This is a genomic window from Solwaraspora sp. WMMD937 (assembly GCF_029581175.1).
Classification (GTDB): Bacteria; Actinomycetota; Actinomycetes; order Mycobacteriales; family Micromonosporaceae; genus Micromonospora_E.
The window spans coordinates 1986482-2001795 of the sequence record NZ_CP120738.1; the positions used below are offsets into that span (position 1 = coordinate 1986482).

Genomic DNA, 15314 nt, shown 5'->3' on the forward strand with positions numbered 1-15314 from the left:
TCCTCCGTCACGTAGTCGGTGACGACCAGGATGCCACAGGATCCCCAAGATCAGTTAGGCGACCTGTCGGCCTGTGGACAAGGTCGTCCCGCAGCGTGCGCCAAAGATCCTGAATCCTGTCGGCAGCTGCGACAGCGTCCTCATGTTCCCATATGTGCAGGACATGCCAGCCCGCCGTGCGCAGCAGTTGGTCCTTCTCCCTGTCCCGCTCAACGTTCCGTTCCAGTTTGGTTTTCCACCAGTCCGCATTATTCTTCGGCATTGTTGAATGCGCGGGACACATGTGCCAGAAGCAACCGTCGACGAAAATGGCAAGGCGCACCCTGGTGAAGACGACGTCCGGTCGCCCGGGCAGATCGCTGACGTTCACCCGGAATCGGAGGCCCCGGCGGTGCAGCTCCCGCCGTAGCAGCATCTCTGGTTTGGTCCGTGCCCGGGGCATCCGGCGCATCTGGGCCGAGACATCCGCGTTCAAGGGGGCGGGTGTCCGCCTCATCCCTGTCCCACCATGCCGCCACCATAGTGCTCCAGGGTCCGGCCACCCGCCTCGGCGCTACCGCTGCCCGTACCGCTGTTGTGGTTGACTGGGTCGCACGTACTCGGAGCGGGCCGGAGGAGGTGGCGGCGCGGTGGTGCAGGTGCCGGCGGTGCTCGGTGAGCCGATCCGGTTCGTGCTGAACTGGGGTCGCCGCTACTCGCTGTGGGTGTTCAACTTTGGCCTGGCCTGCTGCGCGATCGAGTTCATCGCCACCAGCATGGGCCGGCACGACTTCATCCGGCTCGGCGTCATCCCGTTCGCCCACGGGCCGCGCCAGGCCGACCTGATGGTGGTCTCCGGCACGGTCACCGACAAGATGGCGCCGGCGATCAAGCGGCTCTACGACCAGATGCCCGAACCCAAGTACGTCATCTCCTTCGGGGCCTGCTCCAACTGCGGCGGCCCGTACTGGGACTCGTACTCGGTGACCAAGGGCGTCGACCAGCTGATCCCCGTCGACGTGTACGTGCCCGGCTGCCCGCCCCGGCCCGAGGCCCTGCTGCACGGCATCCTGCGGCTGCAGGACAAGATCGCCGCCGAGCGGTCCGGCATCGGCGGTGTGCACCGGCCCGACCCGCTCGCCTCGCCGGTCGACCGGCTCACCGCACCGGTCGTCAAGCCACCGAGCTGACCCGGCCCGCCAGCCGGAACCCGACCGACCGGTGGGCTGACCCGGCGTACCGCCGGATCTGACCCGGCACTCAGTGGCGCGGTTGCTGAAACGCGGTAGCCTGCGCGGACGTGAGTGATTCTCAGCGCGCGACGCAGATCGTCGACATCCTGACCGCCGAGTTCGGCGAGCTGATGGCGGTTGACCCGGCCGCCTTCCGCCGCAAGTTCCGCAAGATGGCCGCCAGCCCGTTCGCGTTCTACCGGGGCACCGCCTGCCTGTTCTACGCCGACCAGACCGAGCCCGACGGGCCGTTCAACGACGACAGCTTCTGCGACAAGCAGACCAGCCGGGTCTGGATCCACGGCGACCTGCACGCCGAGAACTTCGGCACCTACATGAACGGCTCCGGCGAACTGGTCTTCAACGTCAACGACTTCGACGAGGCGTACGTCGGCCCGTTCATCTGGGACCTGCGCCGCTTCGCCGCCAGCCTCGCCCTGATCGGCTACGCCAAGGCGCTCTCCGACGAGATCATCGGCACCCTGGTACGCGAGTTCGCCACCGCCTACCTGGCCGAGCTGAGGGCCATCGTCGCCGGCGGCGAAGAGGCCATCGGCTCGATCACCCTGGCCAACGCCACCGGCGTGCTGCGCCACGTGCTGCAGGAGGCCCGGCTCAACACCCGCGTCGGCCTGCTGGAGAACCTCACCACCATCAACGACTACGAGCGGCGGTTCATCATCCGCGACGGGGTGTACGAGGTCGACGACGACACCCGGGCCGCGGTCACCGCCGCCTTCGCCGACTACCTGGCCACGTTGCCGCACCGGGCCGGCGGCGGTCGCGCCGTCGCCGCCCAGATCAAGGACATCGTGCTGCGCAAGGGCGTCGGCATCGGCTCGGCCGGGCTGCCGTCGTACAGCATCCTGCTCGAAGGCCACACCCAGGCGTTGGAGAACGACGTCGTCGTCTACATGAAGCAGGCCCAGGTGCCGGCCGTCGCCCGGCACGTCCACGACGAAGGTGTCCGGTCGTACTTCCGGCACCAGGGCCACCGGACCGCCGAGTCGCAGCGGGCGCTGCAGGCCCACGCCGACCCGTGGCTCGGCTACACCGAGCTGGCCGGCGTCGGCCAGCTCGTCGCCGAAGTCTCGCCGTACGCCGCCGACCTGGACTGGTCCGACGTCAACGAGCAGGCCGAGCTGACCGGCATCGTCACCGACCTGGCCCACTCGGTGGCCCGGATGCACTCGGTCGCCGACGACGAGTCCAGCCACGACCTGGTCGACTACTCCACCGAGGAGGCGATCGTCGCGGCGATCGACGCCGACGAGGCCGGCTTCGTCGCGGGCCTGGTCGACTTCGCCCACCGGTACGGTGCCCGCGCCCGCACCGACCACCGGATCTTCGTCGACCTGTTCCGCAACGGCCAACTGCCCTGGGTCTGACCGCGACGACTTCTCGGCCGCCCGGGGATGCACGTTGGCCCAGCGCTCGAACGTGTGTTCTAATGAGTGCCAAGTATGCTGCGTCGGGCGAGGGTGGGGTAGCGTTGCGAGAGATGGTAGAGTTCCCGCCCCCGCTGTCCGCGTCGCGACGAACAGTCGCGGCGTACGTGGCGGTGCTGAGGTTGGCTCGCGAGCGCGGGTACGTGGTCACCCGGCTGAAGATGGCGAAGTTTCTCTACCTGACCGACCTAGCTGCGGTACGCGAGGGTGAAGACCCCGTCTCCGGGGTCGAATGGCGATGGCTGCACCACGGCCCGTTCAACAACACCCTGCAGTTCCTGGAAAATGAGCTGTTCGAGCACGGCGTGGTGCGGCGCGATCCCTACTACCAGGGATTCCAAATCCGGCTCGTCGGTGAACTCCCGGGTTACGACATGCCTGCGGAGGACATGGCGATTCTGGAGAAGACTCTCACCGAGCTGGGCGGGCTGGCGGCTGCGACTCTCAAGGACCTGAGTTACCAGACCCCGCCGATGGAGGACGCGCTACAACGCGAGCGGGGCGTGGTGCTCGACCTGTCGCTGGCGCGCCCGCGCCCCAAGCTTACGAAGCTCGCGCGAAGGATGTCGGCTGTGCTCAGGCGGCTCCCGGAGCAGGAGAACGACCCGGGTATCGGCCAGGAGCTTGAGCGGGAGATGGCTGAGTTGGCCGAAGGGCGCCGACGAGCAAACGGGATGCTACTTGACGATGATCAATAAGTCCGTCATCAACGGCGGGGTCTACTACGTCAAAGATCTAGCCATCTCGTTGCCGCCCAACGACGGCCGTAACTATCACGACGAGCGTAGGCCGGTCGTCGTGCTCAGTGGTCCCAACACGAACAGCGTCGCAGGCTGGCCCACCGTCCTGGTCGCTCCGATCTCCACATCGACTACCCTCAAGACGGAGTACTGTGTCAAGCTCAGGGCCAGCGAGGGTGGTCTGCCCAAGAAGTGCTGGGTACGGGTGGTCGCGGTGCAACCGCTACTCAAGTCAGATCTCCAGGACCATCTCGGGGTCCTGACGGCCGAGCGCCTCGAAGAGATCCAGGCCCGACTCTTCCAGTACATGGGCCTGAACATCGACGAACCGGACGATGGCGAACTGTCCTAGCTCAGTACGGAGCGGATCAGGGTGACGACACCGGCCCGGATCCGTTCCGGCGGCTCGTCGCGCAGCTGGTGCAGCAGGTCGCTGCGGACGGCGGCGAGCAGGGCGTGCGCCAGGAAGTCGGCGTGCTCCGGGCCGCGTACGCCGGTGATGATGCCGGTCAGGTGACGGTGCAGGTCGCCGTACGCCGGGTTGAGGTACGGGCTGCCCCGGCCGGCGCTCTCCAACGCCAGCGCCAGTGCCCGGTTGGCGTGCTTGTAGTCGAGGATCGCGTCGAAGATCGCGATGACCCGGGTCGCCGGATCCCGGTCGGCTTCCTGTCGATGATCGTGCAGAGTCGCCTGCAGGGCGGTGCCGCGCTGGGCGGCGAGGGCCTGCAGCAGGCCGGTGCGGTCGCCGAAGCCGCGGAACAGGGTGCCCTTGCCGACGCCGGCCGCCTGGGCGATGGCGTCCATGGTGACCTCGTCCGGGTCGGCGGCGGCGTCGAGCAGCCGGCCGGCGGCGGCCAGCACGGTTTCCCGGTTGCGGGCGGCGTCGACCCGTTCCTTACGTGCTGCTGCCGGCACGGCTGACCATCCTCTCGCCCCCGCCTCGGATATCCGGACCACCGGTCCGTATAGTTGATCCGGACCGTCAGTCCGGATCATACCGGTGCGGCGCCGTGAGCCGACCCGGAACCCGCCCCCGACCGAGGAGCACCATGCCCGACCAGCGGACCGTCCTGATCACCGGCGCGACCGGCAACATCGGCCGGCACATCGTCGCCGCCCTCGCCGCCGCCGGCCACCCGGTGCGGGCCGCCAGCCGGCACCGCCCCACCGACCCGGCCGCCGCCGCCCACCACATCCCCTTCGACTGGCACGACCCGGCCACCCACCGCCCCGCCGTCGGCGGCGTCCACGCCGTCTACCTGATGCCGCCGCCGGTCAGCGCCGACCCGGTCGGCCAGGTCGGCGCGTTCCTCGACCTGGCCCAGGACGCCGGCGTACGCCGGGTCGTGCTGCTCAGCTCCTCGGCGATCCGCACCGGCAACCCCGGCCCCGGCCAACTACCCACCGCCGTCACCGACCGGTTCCCGGAATGGGCGGTGCTGCGCCCGTCCTGGTTCATGCAGAACTTCGTTGCCGAGCACCATCACCACGGCGCCAGCATCCGCCGCGACGGCGAGATCGTCACCGCCACCGGCGACGGCCGGGTCGGCTTCATCGACGCCGCCGACATCGCCGCCGTCGCCGTCCGGGCCCTGACCGACCCCGTGCCGCACAACGCCGAACATCTGCTCACCGGCCCGCAGACCCACAGCTACGCCGACGTCGCCGCGATGATCAGCGAAGCCGGCGGCCGGCCGGTCCGGCACCGTACCGTCGACGTCGACACGATGCGCCGCCGGCTGGTCGACAGTGGCATCCCGGACGGCTTCGCCGCCCTGCTGGCCGGCATGGACGCTGCCATCGCCGCCGGAGCCGAAAACAGGACCACCAGTACGGTCGCCGACGTCACCGGCCGGGCACCGACCAGCCTGCGCGACTTCTGCACCGCCCACGCCGACCACTGGCGACCGGCCTGACGCGCACGTGTCCGACCGGTCGGCCGCCGCGGTCAGAACTCGATGACCGTCTTGATGCCTTCCTCCTCGGCGTACGCCCGCTGGTAGTCGTCCAGACCGTACCGGTGGGTGATCATGCTCGTCAGCCAGTCGTTGTCGGCGCGGGCCAGCGCGTCGGCGGCCTGCTGCCAGTGCCGGCGGTTGGCGTTGACCGTGCCGAAGATGACGTTGTTCTTCAACACCAGGCACCGGTTCAACTCGTTGAGGTCCAGCTCGGTGTGGTGGGCGTGGGTGTTGATCCCGGTCAGACAGCCGATGCCGTTCGGCGCCAACCTGTTGAACACCTCACGCACCACCGGCGGCGCGCCGGTGCACTCGATGATGACGTCCGGGTCGAAGTCCAGCTCATCCACCGGCACCGCGTGGTACGTCGCACCCAGCCGGCGGGCCAGCTCCGGCTTCGGCCCCGACGTGCCCCGGGCCAGCACATGCGTCTCCAGACCACGCTGCACGCCCAGCAGCGCCGCCAGCAGCCCGATCGGGCCGGCCCCGGTGACCAGCACCCGCTGCGGCGCCCAGAAACCACGCGCGCCGATCCGGTCAACGTGGTCCCAGGCCTTCGCGACCACACTGGTCGGCTCCAGCAGCACCCCGGCCAGCCCCAGCTCCGGCCGCAGCGGTACGGCGTACTCGGCCGGCACCCGCCACCGCTGCCGGGCGAACCCGTCGATCCCCTTGATCCCGCACTCGGTGTACCGCCCGTTGGTGCACATGTCCCACTCGCCGGCCGCGCAGTACCGGCAGGGCACCGGATCCCGGTGCCGGACGATCCCGGCGACCAGGTCACCCGGCCGCGTCGTCCCGCTCGGATCCTCGATCACCCGGCCCAGTGACTCGTGGCCGAGGACCAGCGTGTCCCGGCCCGGCGGCGGTTCGCCGTAGTCACCGGCGAGGATCTCCCCGTCGGTGCCGCAGATGCCGACCGCGACCGCCTCGACCAGCACCTCACCCTCGTCGGGTGACGGCTCCGGCGCGTCGTCGACGAGCCGCAGCGAGTCGGCCTTGCCCGGGGTGACAGTCAGCGCACGCATGCCGGCGGGTTGCCCCGTACGGCGGGGAGCTACACCGCGAAGCCGGGCTGAGTTTCGATCGCGGCACGGGCGTCGTGTCGGATCGCGGCCCTCGCGTGCGTAATGAGGATGGGGCAGCCTCCGGAGGGCGGCCACCTGAAGACACCTGCAGACAGGAGACGACCGTGACGCAGTACCTGATCTCCGTGCTGGACGAGGCGACCGGTAGCGCTACTCCCACCGAGATGGCCGCGATCGACGCCTTCAACGAGCAGCTTGTGGCCGACGGTCACTGGGTGTTCGCCGGTGGCCTCGCCGCACCGTCCACCGCCACCGTCGTCGACGGCCGCGCCGAGGAGGCAGTGATCACCGATGGACCGTACCTGGAGTCGAAGGAGTACATCGCCGGCTTCTGGGTGATCACCGCACCACATCTCGACGTCGCGCTGCGGCTCGCAGCCCTCGGCTCGAAGCATTGCAACCGCCGAGTCGAGCTGCGGCCGTTCCTGGCCGCATGACCGACGTGGACGAGGCCGTCGCCGGGGCCTACCGAGCCCACTGGGCCCGGCTGGTCGCGACCCTGACCAGGCGCTTCGGCGACCTCGATCTCGCCGAGGAGATGGCCGCCGAGGCGTTCGCGGCCGCCGTGCACCGCTGGCCGGTCGATGGTGTCCCAGCGAACCCCAACGGTTGGCTCACCACGACCGCCCAGCGCAAGGCCGTCGACCGCATCCGGCGGGACATTCGGCGCGGAGACAAGCACCGGGAGGCGCTGATGCTGTCCGGCCCCGCCGAGCAGCTCGGCGCGATCGACGACGACCGGCTCCGCCTCGTCTTCACCTGCTGCCATCCGGCACTCGCCGTACCGGCGCGGGTCGCGTTGACGCTCCGGCTGGTCGGCGGGCTGACCGTCGCCGAGATCGCCCGCGCCTTCCTGGTCCAGGAGAGCACCATGGGCCAGCGGATCACCCGCGCCAAGGCGAAGATCAAGGCCGCGAGGATCCCGTACGGTGTGCCGCTGCGCGCGGATGTCCCGGCCCGGGTCACTGGCGTGCTCGCCGTCCTCTACCTCATTTTCAACGAGGGTTACCTGACCTCGGACCCGGACCGGGAGGCGGTCCGCACCGACCTGACCGGCGAGGCGATCCGGCTCGCCCGGCTGGTTCACGCGCTCCTACCGGCCGACGGCGAGGCGGTCGGACTCCTGGCGCTGATGCTGCTGACCGAGGCACGCCGACCCGCCCGGGTGTCGGCAACCGGTGTCCTCGTCCCCCTCGTCGAGCAGGACCGGGGCGCCTGGGACCGGGACCTGATCGCCGAAGGTCACGCCTTGGTCCGGGCACGCCTGGCCACCGGCCAGGCACCGGGGCGTTACCAGCTCCTGGCCGCGATCAACGCCGTCCACACCGATGCCCGCGACATCCGCGACACCGACTGGTCGCAGATCGTCGCGCTCTACGACCAGCTGGTACGGCTCGACCCCGTACCGATCGTGCGGCTCAACCGGGCGATCGCGCTCGCCGAGATCGACGGCCCGCAGGTCGCCCTGGCCGAGGTGGACGCGTTGCCGCTGGACGGCTACCACGCCTTCCACGCCACCCGGGCGGAGCTGCTGCGTCGGCTGGGCCGCAGCGGACCGTCCCGGGCGGCGTACGGAAGGGCCATCGAGCTGTCCCGCAACACCGCTGAGACCGCTTACCTCGTCCGTCGCCGCGACCAGCTGACCGGTCGTGTGGTTCGTCCTGCCCCGGGTGCGCCTGCTCCGGGTGAGGCAGACCTGCCCGGCGCGTTCGCGCCCTGACCTTTCGCCATGGTCCGCAGGGGGCGGTCTCCGGCGCACCGCGCCCTTAGGATCAGTCCCATGACCCCCGAGGAGATCGGTGCGCACCTGGTCAGCCTCCTCGACCAGCCGACGGAAGCGTCGGCGGCTGCGTCGGCGGCCACGCAGGTCACTGCCACGGTCTCCGGCGGCGGCGACCGGTACGCCCGGGCCACCGTCGACGTACCGGCCGACAGCTGGCCGGCCGCGCTCGCCGCCGCCCGCGACGACGCCGCCCTGGCCTGCGACTTCTTCGACTGGCTCTCCGCCGTCGACGAGCTCGACGACGGCTTCGCGGTCGTCGCCCACCTGTGGTCCACCCGGCACCGGCACGGCCTGCTGCTGCGCACCCGGGTGTCGCGTGAACGCCCGGAGCTGCTGTCCGTGGTCGACGTGTTCCCCGGCGCCGACTGGCACGAGCGGGAAACCCACGAGATGTTCGGCGTCCACTTCGTCGGCCACCCCGCCCTCACCCCGCTGCTGCTGCCACCCGAGTTCGAAGGCCACCCGCTGCGTAAGGAGTTCGTCCTCGCCGCCCGGGTCGCCAAACCGTGGCCGGGCGCCAAGGAGCCCGGCGAACCGGCCGGCGGCGGCGGGGGAGCCCGGCGGGCCCCGATGCGGCCACCGGGCGTACCGCTGCCGACCGAATGGGGTCCGCAGGCCGCCAGGTCCGCGCCCGACGCCGACCCCGACGCGGCCGGCAGGCCCGACCCCGACCGACCCCGACCCGACGGGGGTACGCCCTGATGCCGCTCTGGCTGGAGCTGACGATCCGGGTCGGTGCCGTCGTCGTCGCGTTCCTCACCCTGCCGCTGCTCGTCGGGCAGCTGGAACACAAGGCGATGGCGCACATGCAGGGCCGGCTCGGCCCGATGTACGCCGGTGGCTTCCACGGCTGGGCGCAACTCATCGCCGACGGCGTCAAGTTCGTGCAGAAGGAGGACATCACCCCGCGTGAAGCCGACCGGCCGGTGTTCCGGCTCGCCCCGGCGATCGCCCTGGTGCCGTACCTGCTGGTCCTGCTCGTCATCCCCCTCGGGCCGGGTGACCTCGTCGGCCAGCCGCTCGACGTCGGCCTGTTCTTCGTCCTGGCCGTGATGGGTGTCGGCGTCGTCGCCGTGCTGATGGCCGCCTGGGCGTCGGCCAACAAGTACAGCCTGCTCGGCGGGCTGCGCGGCGCCGCCCAGCTGCTCGCCTACGAGTTGCCGCTGGTGCTCGCCGCCGCCAGCGTCGCGATGGCCGCCGGCACCCTGTCGCTGTCGGGCATCGTCGAAGCGTGGCGGCCCTGGTGGCTGCTCTGGCAGGCACCCGCCCTGATCGTGTTCTTCCTCGCCGGCATGGCCGAGATCCGCCGCCCGCCGTTCGACATGCCGATCGCCGACAGTGAACTGGTCTTCGGCTACCTGACCGAGTACACCGGGCTGCGGTTCGCGTTCTTCCTGCTCGCCGAGTACGCCGGCATCGTCGTCATCGCCGCGCTGACCACCGTGCTGTTCCTCGGCGGCTGGCAGGGGCCGTTCGGTGTCGAACAGCTCGGCTGGCTGTGGACACTGCTGAAGGTCTTCGCCGTCGCGTTCGTGATCATCTGGATTCGGGTGTCGTTCCCCCGGCTGCGCGAGGACCAGCTGCAACGGTTGTGCTGGCTGGTGCTGGTGCCGCTCGCCCTGGCCCAGCTGGTGCTCACGGCAGGGGTGAAGGTGACCATCGGATGACCAGCGCCACGCACACCCAGGAGCGTGCGGACGGCCGGCCCGACCGACCCGACGAGCCCGACCGACCCGACGAGCCGCCGCCGGCCGGCACCGGTGGGCCGCCGGGGGACCGGCTACGCCAGCCGCCGGTCGACCGGCGGCGCCGGCTTGACCCGGACCGGCTGCGCTGGCCGGCCCGGATCGCCCTCGCCGTGACCCTGGCCGTCGGCGCAGCCGGGCAGATCGCGGTCTGGGCCGCCGGCAACTGGCTGTGGAACGACGAGACAGCCATCGCCATCAACCTGCGCCGCACCTTCCTGGAACTGACCCGGGGGATGGAGTTCCAGCAGGTCGCCCCGGTCGGCTGGCTGTGGTTGGAGAAGACCCTGTGGTTGGCGTTCGGCGACGGCGAGCGGGTGCTGCGACTGCCGTCGTTGGCCGGCATGCTGGCCGTCCTGGCGCTGACCGCGATCATCACCCGCCGGGTGGTCGGGCGGTGGGCGGCGGTCGCCGCGACCACGCTGATCGCCGCCGCGCCGATGATCCTGACCTACGTCGGCGAGCTCAAGCAGTACGCCGTCGAATCGGCGGTCGCCCTGGCGGTGCTGCTGCTCGGCGACCGGTACCTGGCCTCGGTCGGGCACCGCCGGGGCCGGTCCCGTTGGCTGCTCCCGGTCGGCTGGGCGGCGGCCACCTTGGTCGCCGTCTTCATCAGCCTGACCGCGGTGCTGGCCCTCGCCGCCGCTGTCGCCGGGATGACCCTGCTGCTCGCGCTGCGCCGCCGCTGGACCGCCGCGGTGGTCCTGCTCGCCGGCTCCGCGCCGGCGGTCGCCTTCGCCGGCTACCTGATCCACCGCCGCCGCCGGTTCCCGTTCATGCCCGGCCAGTCGGACTACTTCGCCGACGGCACACCGCCGGCCGGCTCCGGGCCGGTGGACATCCTCGCCTGGCTGCCCCGGATGTGGTCCAGCTTCGTCACGGTGACCCTGGACTGGCGTCAACCGCTGCTGGTCCTGCTGCTCGCCGTGGCCGGCGTCGCCGTGCTGATCTGGCGGCGCCGGTCGTTGTGGGCGGCGATGCTCGGCGGGACCCTGCTGGTGGCAGTGGCCGCCGCGGCGGCCCGTGGTCTGCCGCTCGCCGACCGGGTGGCGACCTGGCTGATCGCCCCGACGGTGATCCTGGTCGTCGCCGGCCTCGACGGCGGCGTAAGGCTGGCTCTGCGGGCTGGCACCGGACTGGCCTCGCGGGCCGGCACCGGGCTGACTTCGCGCGTTGGTACCGGGGCGCGGCGCGTCAGTCGGGTGGCGGTGGCGTCCCTGGCGCTGCTGGTGGCCGCCGCTGTGCTGCCGGTGATCGCCCACCCGGCGGCCGTCGCGGCGTACCGGCAGGTGGTCGACCCACAGATGAAGGACGCCGGCCCCGCCGCGCTCGCCGACGTGGCCGCCCGTGCCCAGCCCGGCGACGTCATCCTGACCTACTGGTTCAGCTACCGGATGGTGGTCTGGTACGGGCCACGGCACGACCTGGCACCGCGTACCGTGCGGCTGTACCCGTCCGGTTACGACAAATGCGACCCGCAGGCGTTCGACGAGTGGCTCGGTGACGCCGACCGGGTCTGGTACGTGCACGGCCGCAACCTCAGCGGCGAGCCGGCCGACTACCCGACCCGGGTCGCCGCCGAGCTCGCCGAGCTCGGCACCATCGTCGAAATCCGTGACTTCCCCGCCGACCGTTGGTCGACCTCGACGGCGGCCTGGGTGCTGGTCGACCTGGCCGCCGGCCCGGACCCGCAGCCGCCGGCCGTCGAACCGGACCCCGGGTACGCCTGCCTCGGCCGCTGGTGACGGGTTTGGCGATCGGCCGACGGAGATCGAAGGCAACGGAGATCAGGTGCTCGCGTGCCCGGCACGGATTCGGCAGGATGAGGCGCATGGACCGACGCGGCGGACGACCGGCATGAGCGGCGAGGAGCACGACACCGGACACAGCGGCACCGGACACAGCGGCACCGGACACGTTGGTGCCGGGCACAGCGAGGGCGGGCACCGCGGCGGGCACGGCGAAGGGCTGCTGAAAGGCCTGGCGACGACCTTCAAGACGATGGTCTCCCCGGTCCACACCCAGCAGTACCCGGACGTCGCCCCCGATCTGCCGCCCCGCTCCCGTGGGGTCATCGCGCTGCTGGCCGAGAACTGCACGGTCTGCATGCTCTGCGCCCGCGAATGCCCCGACTGGTGCATCTACATCGACTCGCACAAGGAGGAGGTGCAGGTGCCGGGTGCGGCACGGGCCCGGCAGCGCAACGTCCTCGACCGGTTCGACATCGACTTCTCGCTCTGCATGTACTGCGGCATCTGCGTCGAGGTCTGCCCGTTCGACGCGCTCTACTGGTCGCCCGAGTTCGAGTACGCCGAGTACGACATCCGGGACCTGCTGCACGACAAGGAACACCTCGGCGAGTGGATGGCGAGCGTACCGCCGCCACCGGCGCACGACCCGAACGGCGAACCGGCCAAAGAGGAGACCGCCGCCGCCCGCAAGGCCGCCGCGCCCGGTCGGCCTGCCCGTGGGGCGACCACATGACCGGTACGGACGTGCTGCTGCTCGCCCTCGGCGCGGTCGCCGTCGGTGCCGCCGCCCTGGTGGTGACCACCCGGCACATCGTCCGCGCCGGGCTGTACCTGGTCGTCTGCCTCGGCGCCGTCGCCGGCCTGTACCTGGTGCTGACCGCCGAACTGGTCGCCTGGGTGCAGGTGCTGATCTACGTCGGCGCGGTCGTGGTGCTGCTGCTGTTCGCGGTGATGCTCACCCGCGCGCCGATCGGCGCCGCCACCGACCTGGACCGGCCCGGCTGGCCGGCCGCGCTGATCGGCGGCGGGGCCGGGCTGGGGCTGGCCGCGCTGTTCGTCGACGCGTACCGCTGGTCGCGGGTCGAGCTGCCCGACGCCGGCACCGCCGACCGGCTCGGCGCGGCCGTCTTCGGCAGCTGGGTGCTGCCGTTCGAGGTGCTGTCGGTGCTGCTGCTGTCCGCGCTGATCGGCGCGATCGTGCTGTCCCGCCCCGACGTCGGCGCGCAGGCTGAGCAGCCCGAGCGGGCTGGGCGGGCCGGGCCGGGCGAGCCGGCTGGGCAGGCCGGACCGGGCGGGCGCGGCTGATGCGCCCGGTCATCCCGTACCTCGTCGCCGCCGCGCTGTTCGGGCTCGGCCTGTACGGCGTACTGCGCCGCCGCAACGCCGTCCTGCTGCTGATGTCGGTCGAGCTGATGCTCAACGCCGTCAACCTGGTCCTGGTCACCGCCGACACCACGGTGCGCGCCGCACTGCCGTACACCGGGCAGACGTTCGCCCTGTTCATCATCGTGATCGCCGCCGCTGAGGTGGGCGTCGGGCTGGCCATCGTGCTGCACCTGTACCGGCTGCGGTCCAGCGTGGTCGTCGACGAGGTGCCACTCGACGGTGACGCGGACGGGCGGGCCGACGCAGACCCGCCGGCCGACACCGCTGCCGTGCAGGTTGGCAGCGTCGCCGAGCGGCAGGAGGTGACCCGGTGACCGGGTCGACCCTGGGCCACCTGCTGCCCGCCGTACCGTTCGCGGCCGCCCTGGCCGGCCTGCTGGTCAGCCTGCGGCCCGACCCGCTGACCGCCACCCGCCGCCGGGTCGCCGCCGGGCTCGGCGTCGGCGGTGCCGCCGCCGCGCTGGTCACCGCCGTCGCGCTGCTGGCCGGTGGGGCACCGACCGTCGAGCAGTCCCGGCCGTGGGTCGACGTCGGCGGGCTGGCGGTCACCTTCGGCGTACGGCTGGACGGCCCCGCCGCCCTGGTCGCCGTCGCGGTCGGCGCGGTGGCGCTCGCCGTGCAGCTGTACTCCGTCGCGTACCTGGCCGGCGACGACCGCTACCCGGCGTACGCCGCCCAGGTGAGCCTGTTCACCGCCGCGATGCTGCTGGTCGTCGTCGCCGGTGACCTGATCATGCTGCTGGTCGGCTGGGAGGTGATGGGCGCCTGCTCGTACCTGCTGATCGCGCACGATCGGCGGCTGCCCGAGGCGCCGGCGGCGGCGATGAAGGCGTTCCTGGTCACCCGGGTCGGTGACGTCGGATTCCTGCTCGGCATCGCGGTGCTCGGCATCGGTGCCGGCAGCTTCCGGATCGCCGAGGTGCTCGCCCACGACTACCCGCCGGCGACGGTCACCACGGCGGCGCTGCTGCTGCTCGCCGGGGTGGCCGGCAAGAGCGCCCAGTTCCCGCTGCACACCTGGCTGCCCGACGCGATGGCCGGCCCGACGCCGATCTCCGCGCTGATCCACGCCGCCACCATGGTCGCCGCCGGGGTGTACGTGGTGATCCGGCTCTACCCGGTCTTCGTCGCCGCCCCGGCCGCGCTGATCCTGCTCGGCGTACTCGGCGTCGTCACCCTGCTGCTCGGCGCGTTCGCGGCGACCGCCGCAGACGACATCAAACGGGTACTGGCCTGGTCGACCGTGTCCCAGCTCGGTTACATGACCGGCGCGTTGGCCGTCGGCTCCCCACCGGCCGCCCTGTTCCACCTGCTCACCCACGCCGCCTTCAAGGCACTGCTGTTCCTCGCCGCCGGCTGCGTGATCCACGCCGTCGGCAGCAACCTGATGTCGGCCATGGGCGGGCTGCGCCGGCCGATGCCGGTCACCTTCTCCGCCACCGCCGTCGGGCTCGGCGCGCTCGCCGGGCTGCCACCGCTGGCCGGCTTCTGGAGCAAGGAGAGCGTGCTGTACGCGGCCGGCGAAGCCGCCCGCCACCCCGGCGACGGGCCGGTGCCGGCGTGGCTGGGCTGGCTGGTCTGGACGGCCGGTCTCGTCGGGGTGGCGGTCACCGCCTGGTACGCCACCCGGCTGCTGCTGCGTACCTTCCTCGGGCCGTCCCGGGTGCGCGCCGGCGTGCACCCGCACGACCCGCCGGCGCTGATGCGCTGGCCGGTGCTGGCCCTGGCCGTGCCGGCCGGGCTGCTCGGCCTGGCCGCGTTCAGCCCCACCTTCACCGGCTGGCTCGGTGCCCCGCCGGACGGGCTAATCCACTTCGGCCCCGACCTGGTGCTGCCGGTGCTGCTGCTGGCCGTCGGCGTCGGCGCGGCGGTGTGGCTGCACCGACGTGACCCGGCCGCCGACCCGGCGCGGGCGCTCGGCCCGCTGCGGCCGGCGTTCGCGGCGGCGTTCTGGCTCGACGCGGTGCAGCGGGCCGTCGTGGTCCGCCCGGTGACGGCGCTCGCCGCCGCGGCCCGGGTCGGCGACGAGTCCGGCGTCGACGGCGCGGTCACCGGCACCGGGCGTACCGTGACCGGGCTGGGCGACTGGTTGCGCCGCCGGCACACCGCCCCGCTGCCCCGGGCGGTCACCATGGTCCTCGCCGGCGTACTGCTGATCGGGTTGGCGACGGCGGCCGCCGCCCTGGGGAGCGCGGGATGAGCGG

At 71.9% G+C, this 15314-nt stretch carries 17 protein-coding genes; 14 read left to right on the forward strand and 3 right to left on the reverse strand.

The genetic code is table 11. The features are described from left to right. Window positions 1-7: 7 nt before the first annotated feature. Window positions 8-496: a very short patch repair endonuclease gene (locus O7621_RS08430; protein WP_348775293.1), complete on the reverse strand. Its 489-nt coding sequence runs from the start codon at window positions 494-496 to the stop codon at window positions 8-10. Window positions 497-632: 136 nt separating this feature from the next. On the opposite strand from O7621_RS08430, the gene O7621_RS08435 reads away from it, so the two are divergent. The 4 genes from O7621_RS08435 (at window position 633) to O7621_RS08450 (ending at window position 3751) form a co-directional block, all read left to right on the forward strand. Then, a complete protein-coding gene (locus O7621_RS08435; protein WP_281555732.1) occupies window positions 633-1169 on the forward strand; it encodes an NADH-quinone oxidoreductase subunit B in 537 nt (178 codons plus the stop codon). Between the two features lie 110 nt (window positions 1170-1279). Further along, complete coding sequence (locus O7621_RS08440; protein WP_282233499.1) at window positions 1280-2599, forward strand: DUF2252 domain-containing protein; 1320 nt, start codon at window positions 1280-1282, stop codon at window positions 2597-2599. Between the two features lie 113 nt (window positions 2600-2712). Then, window positions 2713-3357 (forward strand): type II toxin-antitoxin system antitoxin SocA domain-containing protein, encoded by a 645-nt coding sequence (locus O7621_RS08445; RefSeq protein ID WP_282233500.1) that lies wholly within the window; start codon window positions 2713-2715, stop codon window positions 3355-3357. Next, complete coding sequence (locus tag O7621_RS08450; RefSeq protein WP_282233501.1) at window positions 3347-3751, forward strand: type II toxin-antitoxin system PemK/MazF family toxin; 405 nt, start codon at window positions 3347-3349, stop codon at window positions 3749-3751. The genes O7621_RS08445 and O7621_RS08450 overlap by 11 nt, the downstream gene beginning before the upstream one ends. Here O7621_RS08450 and O7621_RS08455 read toward each other — a convergent pair. Further along, the gene (locus O7621_RS08455; protein ID WP_282233502.1) at window positions 3748-4314 is read right to left on the reverse strand and encodes a TetR/AcrR family transcriptional regulator; all 567 of its coding nucleotides are present in this window, start codon (window positions 4312-4314) and stop codon (window positions 3748-3750) included. The genes O7621_RS08450 and O7621_RS08455 overlap by 4 nt on opposite strands. A 134-nt stretch (window positions 4315-4448) precedes the next feature. Between O7621_RS08455 and O7621_RS08460 the strand changes: the two genes are divergently transcribed. Further along, window positions 4449-5315 carry an NAD(P)H-binding protein gene (locus O7621_RS08460; protein WP_282233503.1) on the forward strand — a complete coding sequence of 289 codons (867 nt, stop codon included), beginning with the start codon at window positions 4449-4451 and terminating at the stop codon, window positions 5313-5315. A gap of 32 nt (window positions 5316-5347) precedes the next feature. On the opposite strand, the gene O7621_RS08465 is transcribed toward O7621_RS08460, so the two are convergent. Further along, a complete protein-coding gene (locus tag O7621_RS08465) occupies window positions 5348-6385 on the reverse strand; it encodes a glucose 1-dehydrogenase (RefSeq protein ID WP_282233504.1) in 1038 nt (345 codons plus the stop codon). A 164-nt stretch (window positions 6386-6549) separates the two neighbouring features. Here O7621_RS08465 and O7621_RS08470 point away from each other — a divergent pair, with 164 nt between their 5' ends. The 9 genes from O7621_RS08470 to O7621_RS08510 all read left to right on the forward strand — a co-directional run bounded on the left by O7621_RS08470 (window position 6550) and on the right by O7621_RS08510 (window position 15310). After that, entirely contained in the window at window positions 6550-6882 is a 333-nt protein-coding gene (locus O7621_RS08470; protein WP_281551918.1) for a YciI family protein, read from the forward strand. After that, the gene (locus O7621_RS08475; protein ID WP_282233505.1) at window positions 6879-8165 is read left to right on the forward strand and encodes a DUF6596 domain-containing protein; all 1287 of its coding nucleotides are present in this window, start codon (window positions 6879-6881) and stop codon (window positions 8163-8165) included. Before O7621_RS08470 ends, O7621_RS08475 begins: the two co-directional genes overlap by 4 nt. A 60-nt stretch (window positions 8166-8225) precedes the next feature. Beyond that, window positions 8226-8930: an NADH-quinone oxidoreductase subunit C gene (locus O7621_RS08480; RefSeq protein ID WP_282233506.1), complete on the forward strand. Its 705-nt coding sequence runs from the start codon at window positions 8226-8228 to the stop codon at window positions 8928-8930. After that, window positions 8930-9895: an NADH-quinone oxidoreductase subunit NuoH gene (gene nuoH / locus O7621_RS08485; protein WP_282233507.1), complete on the forward strand. Its 966-nt coding sequence runs from the start codon at window positions 8930-8932 to the stop codon at window positions 9893-9895. Before O7621_RS08480 ends, nuoH begins: the two co-directional genes overlap by 1 nt. Next, window positions 9892-11718 carry a hypothetical protein gene (locus O7621_RS08490; RefSeq protein WP_282233508.1) on the forward strand — a complete coding sequence of 609 codons (1827 nt, stop codon included), beginning with the start codon at window positions 9892-9894 and terminating at the stop codon, window positions 11716-11718. Before nuoH ends, O7621_RS08490 begins: the two co-directional genes overlap by 4 nt. Window positions 11719-11830: 112 nt before the next feature. After that, window positions 11831-12457: an NADH-quinone oxidoreductase subunit I gene (locus tag O7621_RS08495; RefSeq protein WP_282233509.1), complete on the forward strand. Its 627-nt coding sequence runs from the start codon at window positions 11831-11833 to the stop codon at window positions 12455-12457. Next, on the forward strand, window positions 12454-13029 hold the full coding sequence (locus tag O7621_RS08500) for an NADH-quinone oxidoreductase subunit J (RefSeq protein WP_282233510.1): 576 nt from the start codon (window positions 12454-12456) through the stop codon (window positions 13027-13029). Before O7621_RS08495 ends, O7621_RS08500 begins: the two co-directional genes overlap by 4 nt. Beyond that, window positions 13029-13424: an NADH-quinone oxidoreductase subunit NuoK gene (nuoK, locus tag O7621_RS08505; RefSeq protein WP_282233511.1), complete on the forward strand. Its 396-nt coding sequence runs from the start codon at window positions 13029-13031 to the stop codon at window positions 13422-13424. The genes O7621_RS08500 and nuoK overlap by 1 nt, the downstream gene beginning before the upstream one ends. Beyond that, window positions 13421-15310 (forward strand): NADH-quinone oxidoreductase subunit L, encoded by a 1890-nt coding sequence (locus tag O7621_RS08510; protein ID WP_282233512.1) that lies wholly within the window; start codon window positions 13421-13423, stop codon window positions 15308-15310. The genes nuoK and O7621_RS08510 overlap by 4 nt, the downstream gene beginning before the upstream one ends. Window positions 15311-15314: the final 4 nt, after the last annotated feature.

Coding starts and splice junctions, on each gene's coding strand:
- O7621_RS08450 (WP_282233501.1), top strand. CDS start 3,347: ATGATCAATAAGTCCGTCATCAACGGCGGGGTCTACTACGTCAAAGAT.
- O7621_RS08465 (WP_282233504.1), bottom strand. CDS start 6,385: ATGCGTGCGCTGACTGTCACCCCGGGCAAGGCCGACTCGCTGCGGCTC.
- nuoH (WP_282233507.1), top strand. CDS start 8,930: ATGCCGCTCTGGCTGGAGCTGACGATCCGGGTCGGTGCCGTCGTCGTC.
- O7621_RS08500 (WP_282233510.1), top strand. CDS start 12,454: ATGACCGGTACGGACGTGCTGCTGCTCGCCCTCGGCGCGGTCGCCGTC.
- O7621_RS08480 (WP_282233506.1), top strand. CDS start 8,226: ATGACCCCCGAGGAGATCGGTGCGCACCTGGTCAGCCTCCTCGACCAG.
- O7621_RS08445 (WP_282233500.1), top strand. CDS start 2,713: ATGGTAGAGTTCCCGCCCCCGCTGTCCGCGTCGCGACGAACAGTCGCG.
- O7621_RS08490 (WP_282233508.1), top strand. CDS start 9,892: ATGACCAGCGCCACGCACACCCAGGAGCGTGCGGACGGCCGGCCCGAC.
- O7621_RS08495 (WP_282233509.1), top strand. CDS start 11,831: ATGAGCGGCGAGGAGCACGACACCGGACACAGCGGCACCGGACACAGC.
- O7621_RS08430 (WP_348775293.1), bottom strand. CDS start 496: ATGAGGCGGACACCCGCCCCCTTGAACGCGGATGTCTCGGCCCAGATG.
- O7621_RS08460 (WP_282233503.1), top strand. CDS start 4,449: ATGCCCGACCAGCGGACCGTCCTGATCACCGGCGCGACCGGCAACATC.
- nuoK (WP_282233511.1), top strand. CDS start 13,029: ATGCGCCCGGTCATCCCGTACCTCGTCGCCGCCGCGCTGTTCGGGCTC.
- O7621_RS08475 (WP_282233505.1), top strand. CDS start 6,879: ATGACCGACGTGGACGAGGCCGTCGCCGGGGCCTACCGAGCCCACTGG.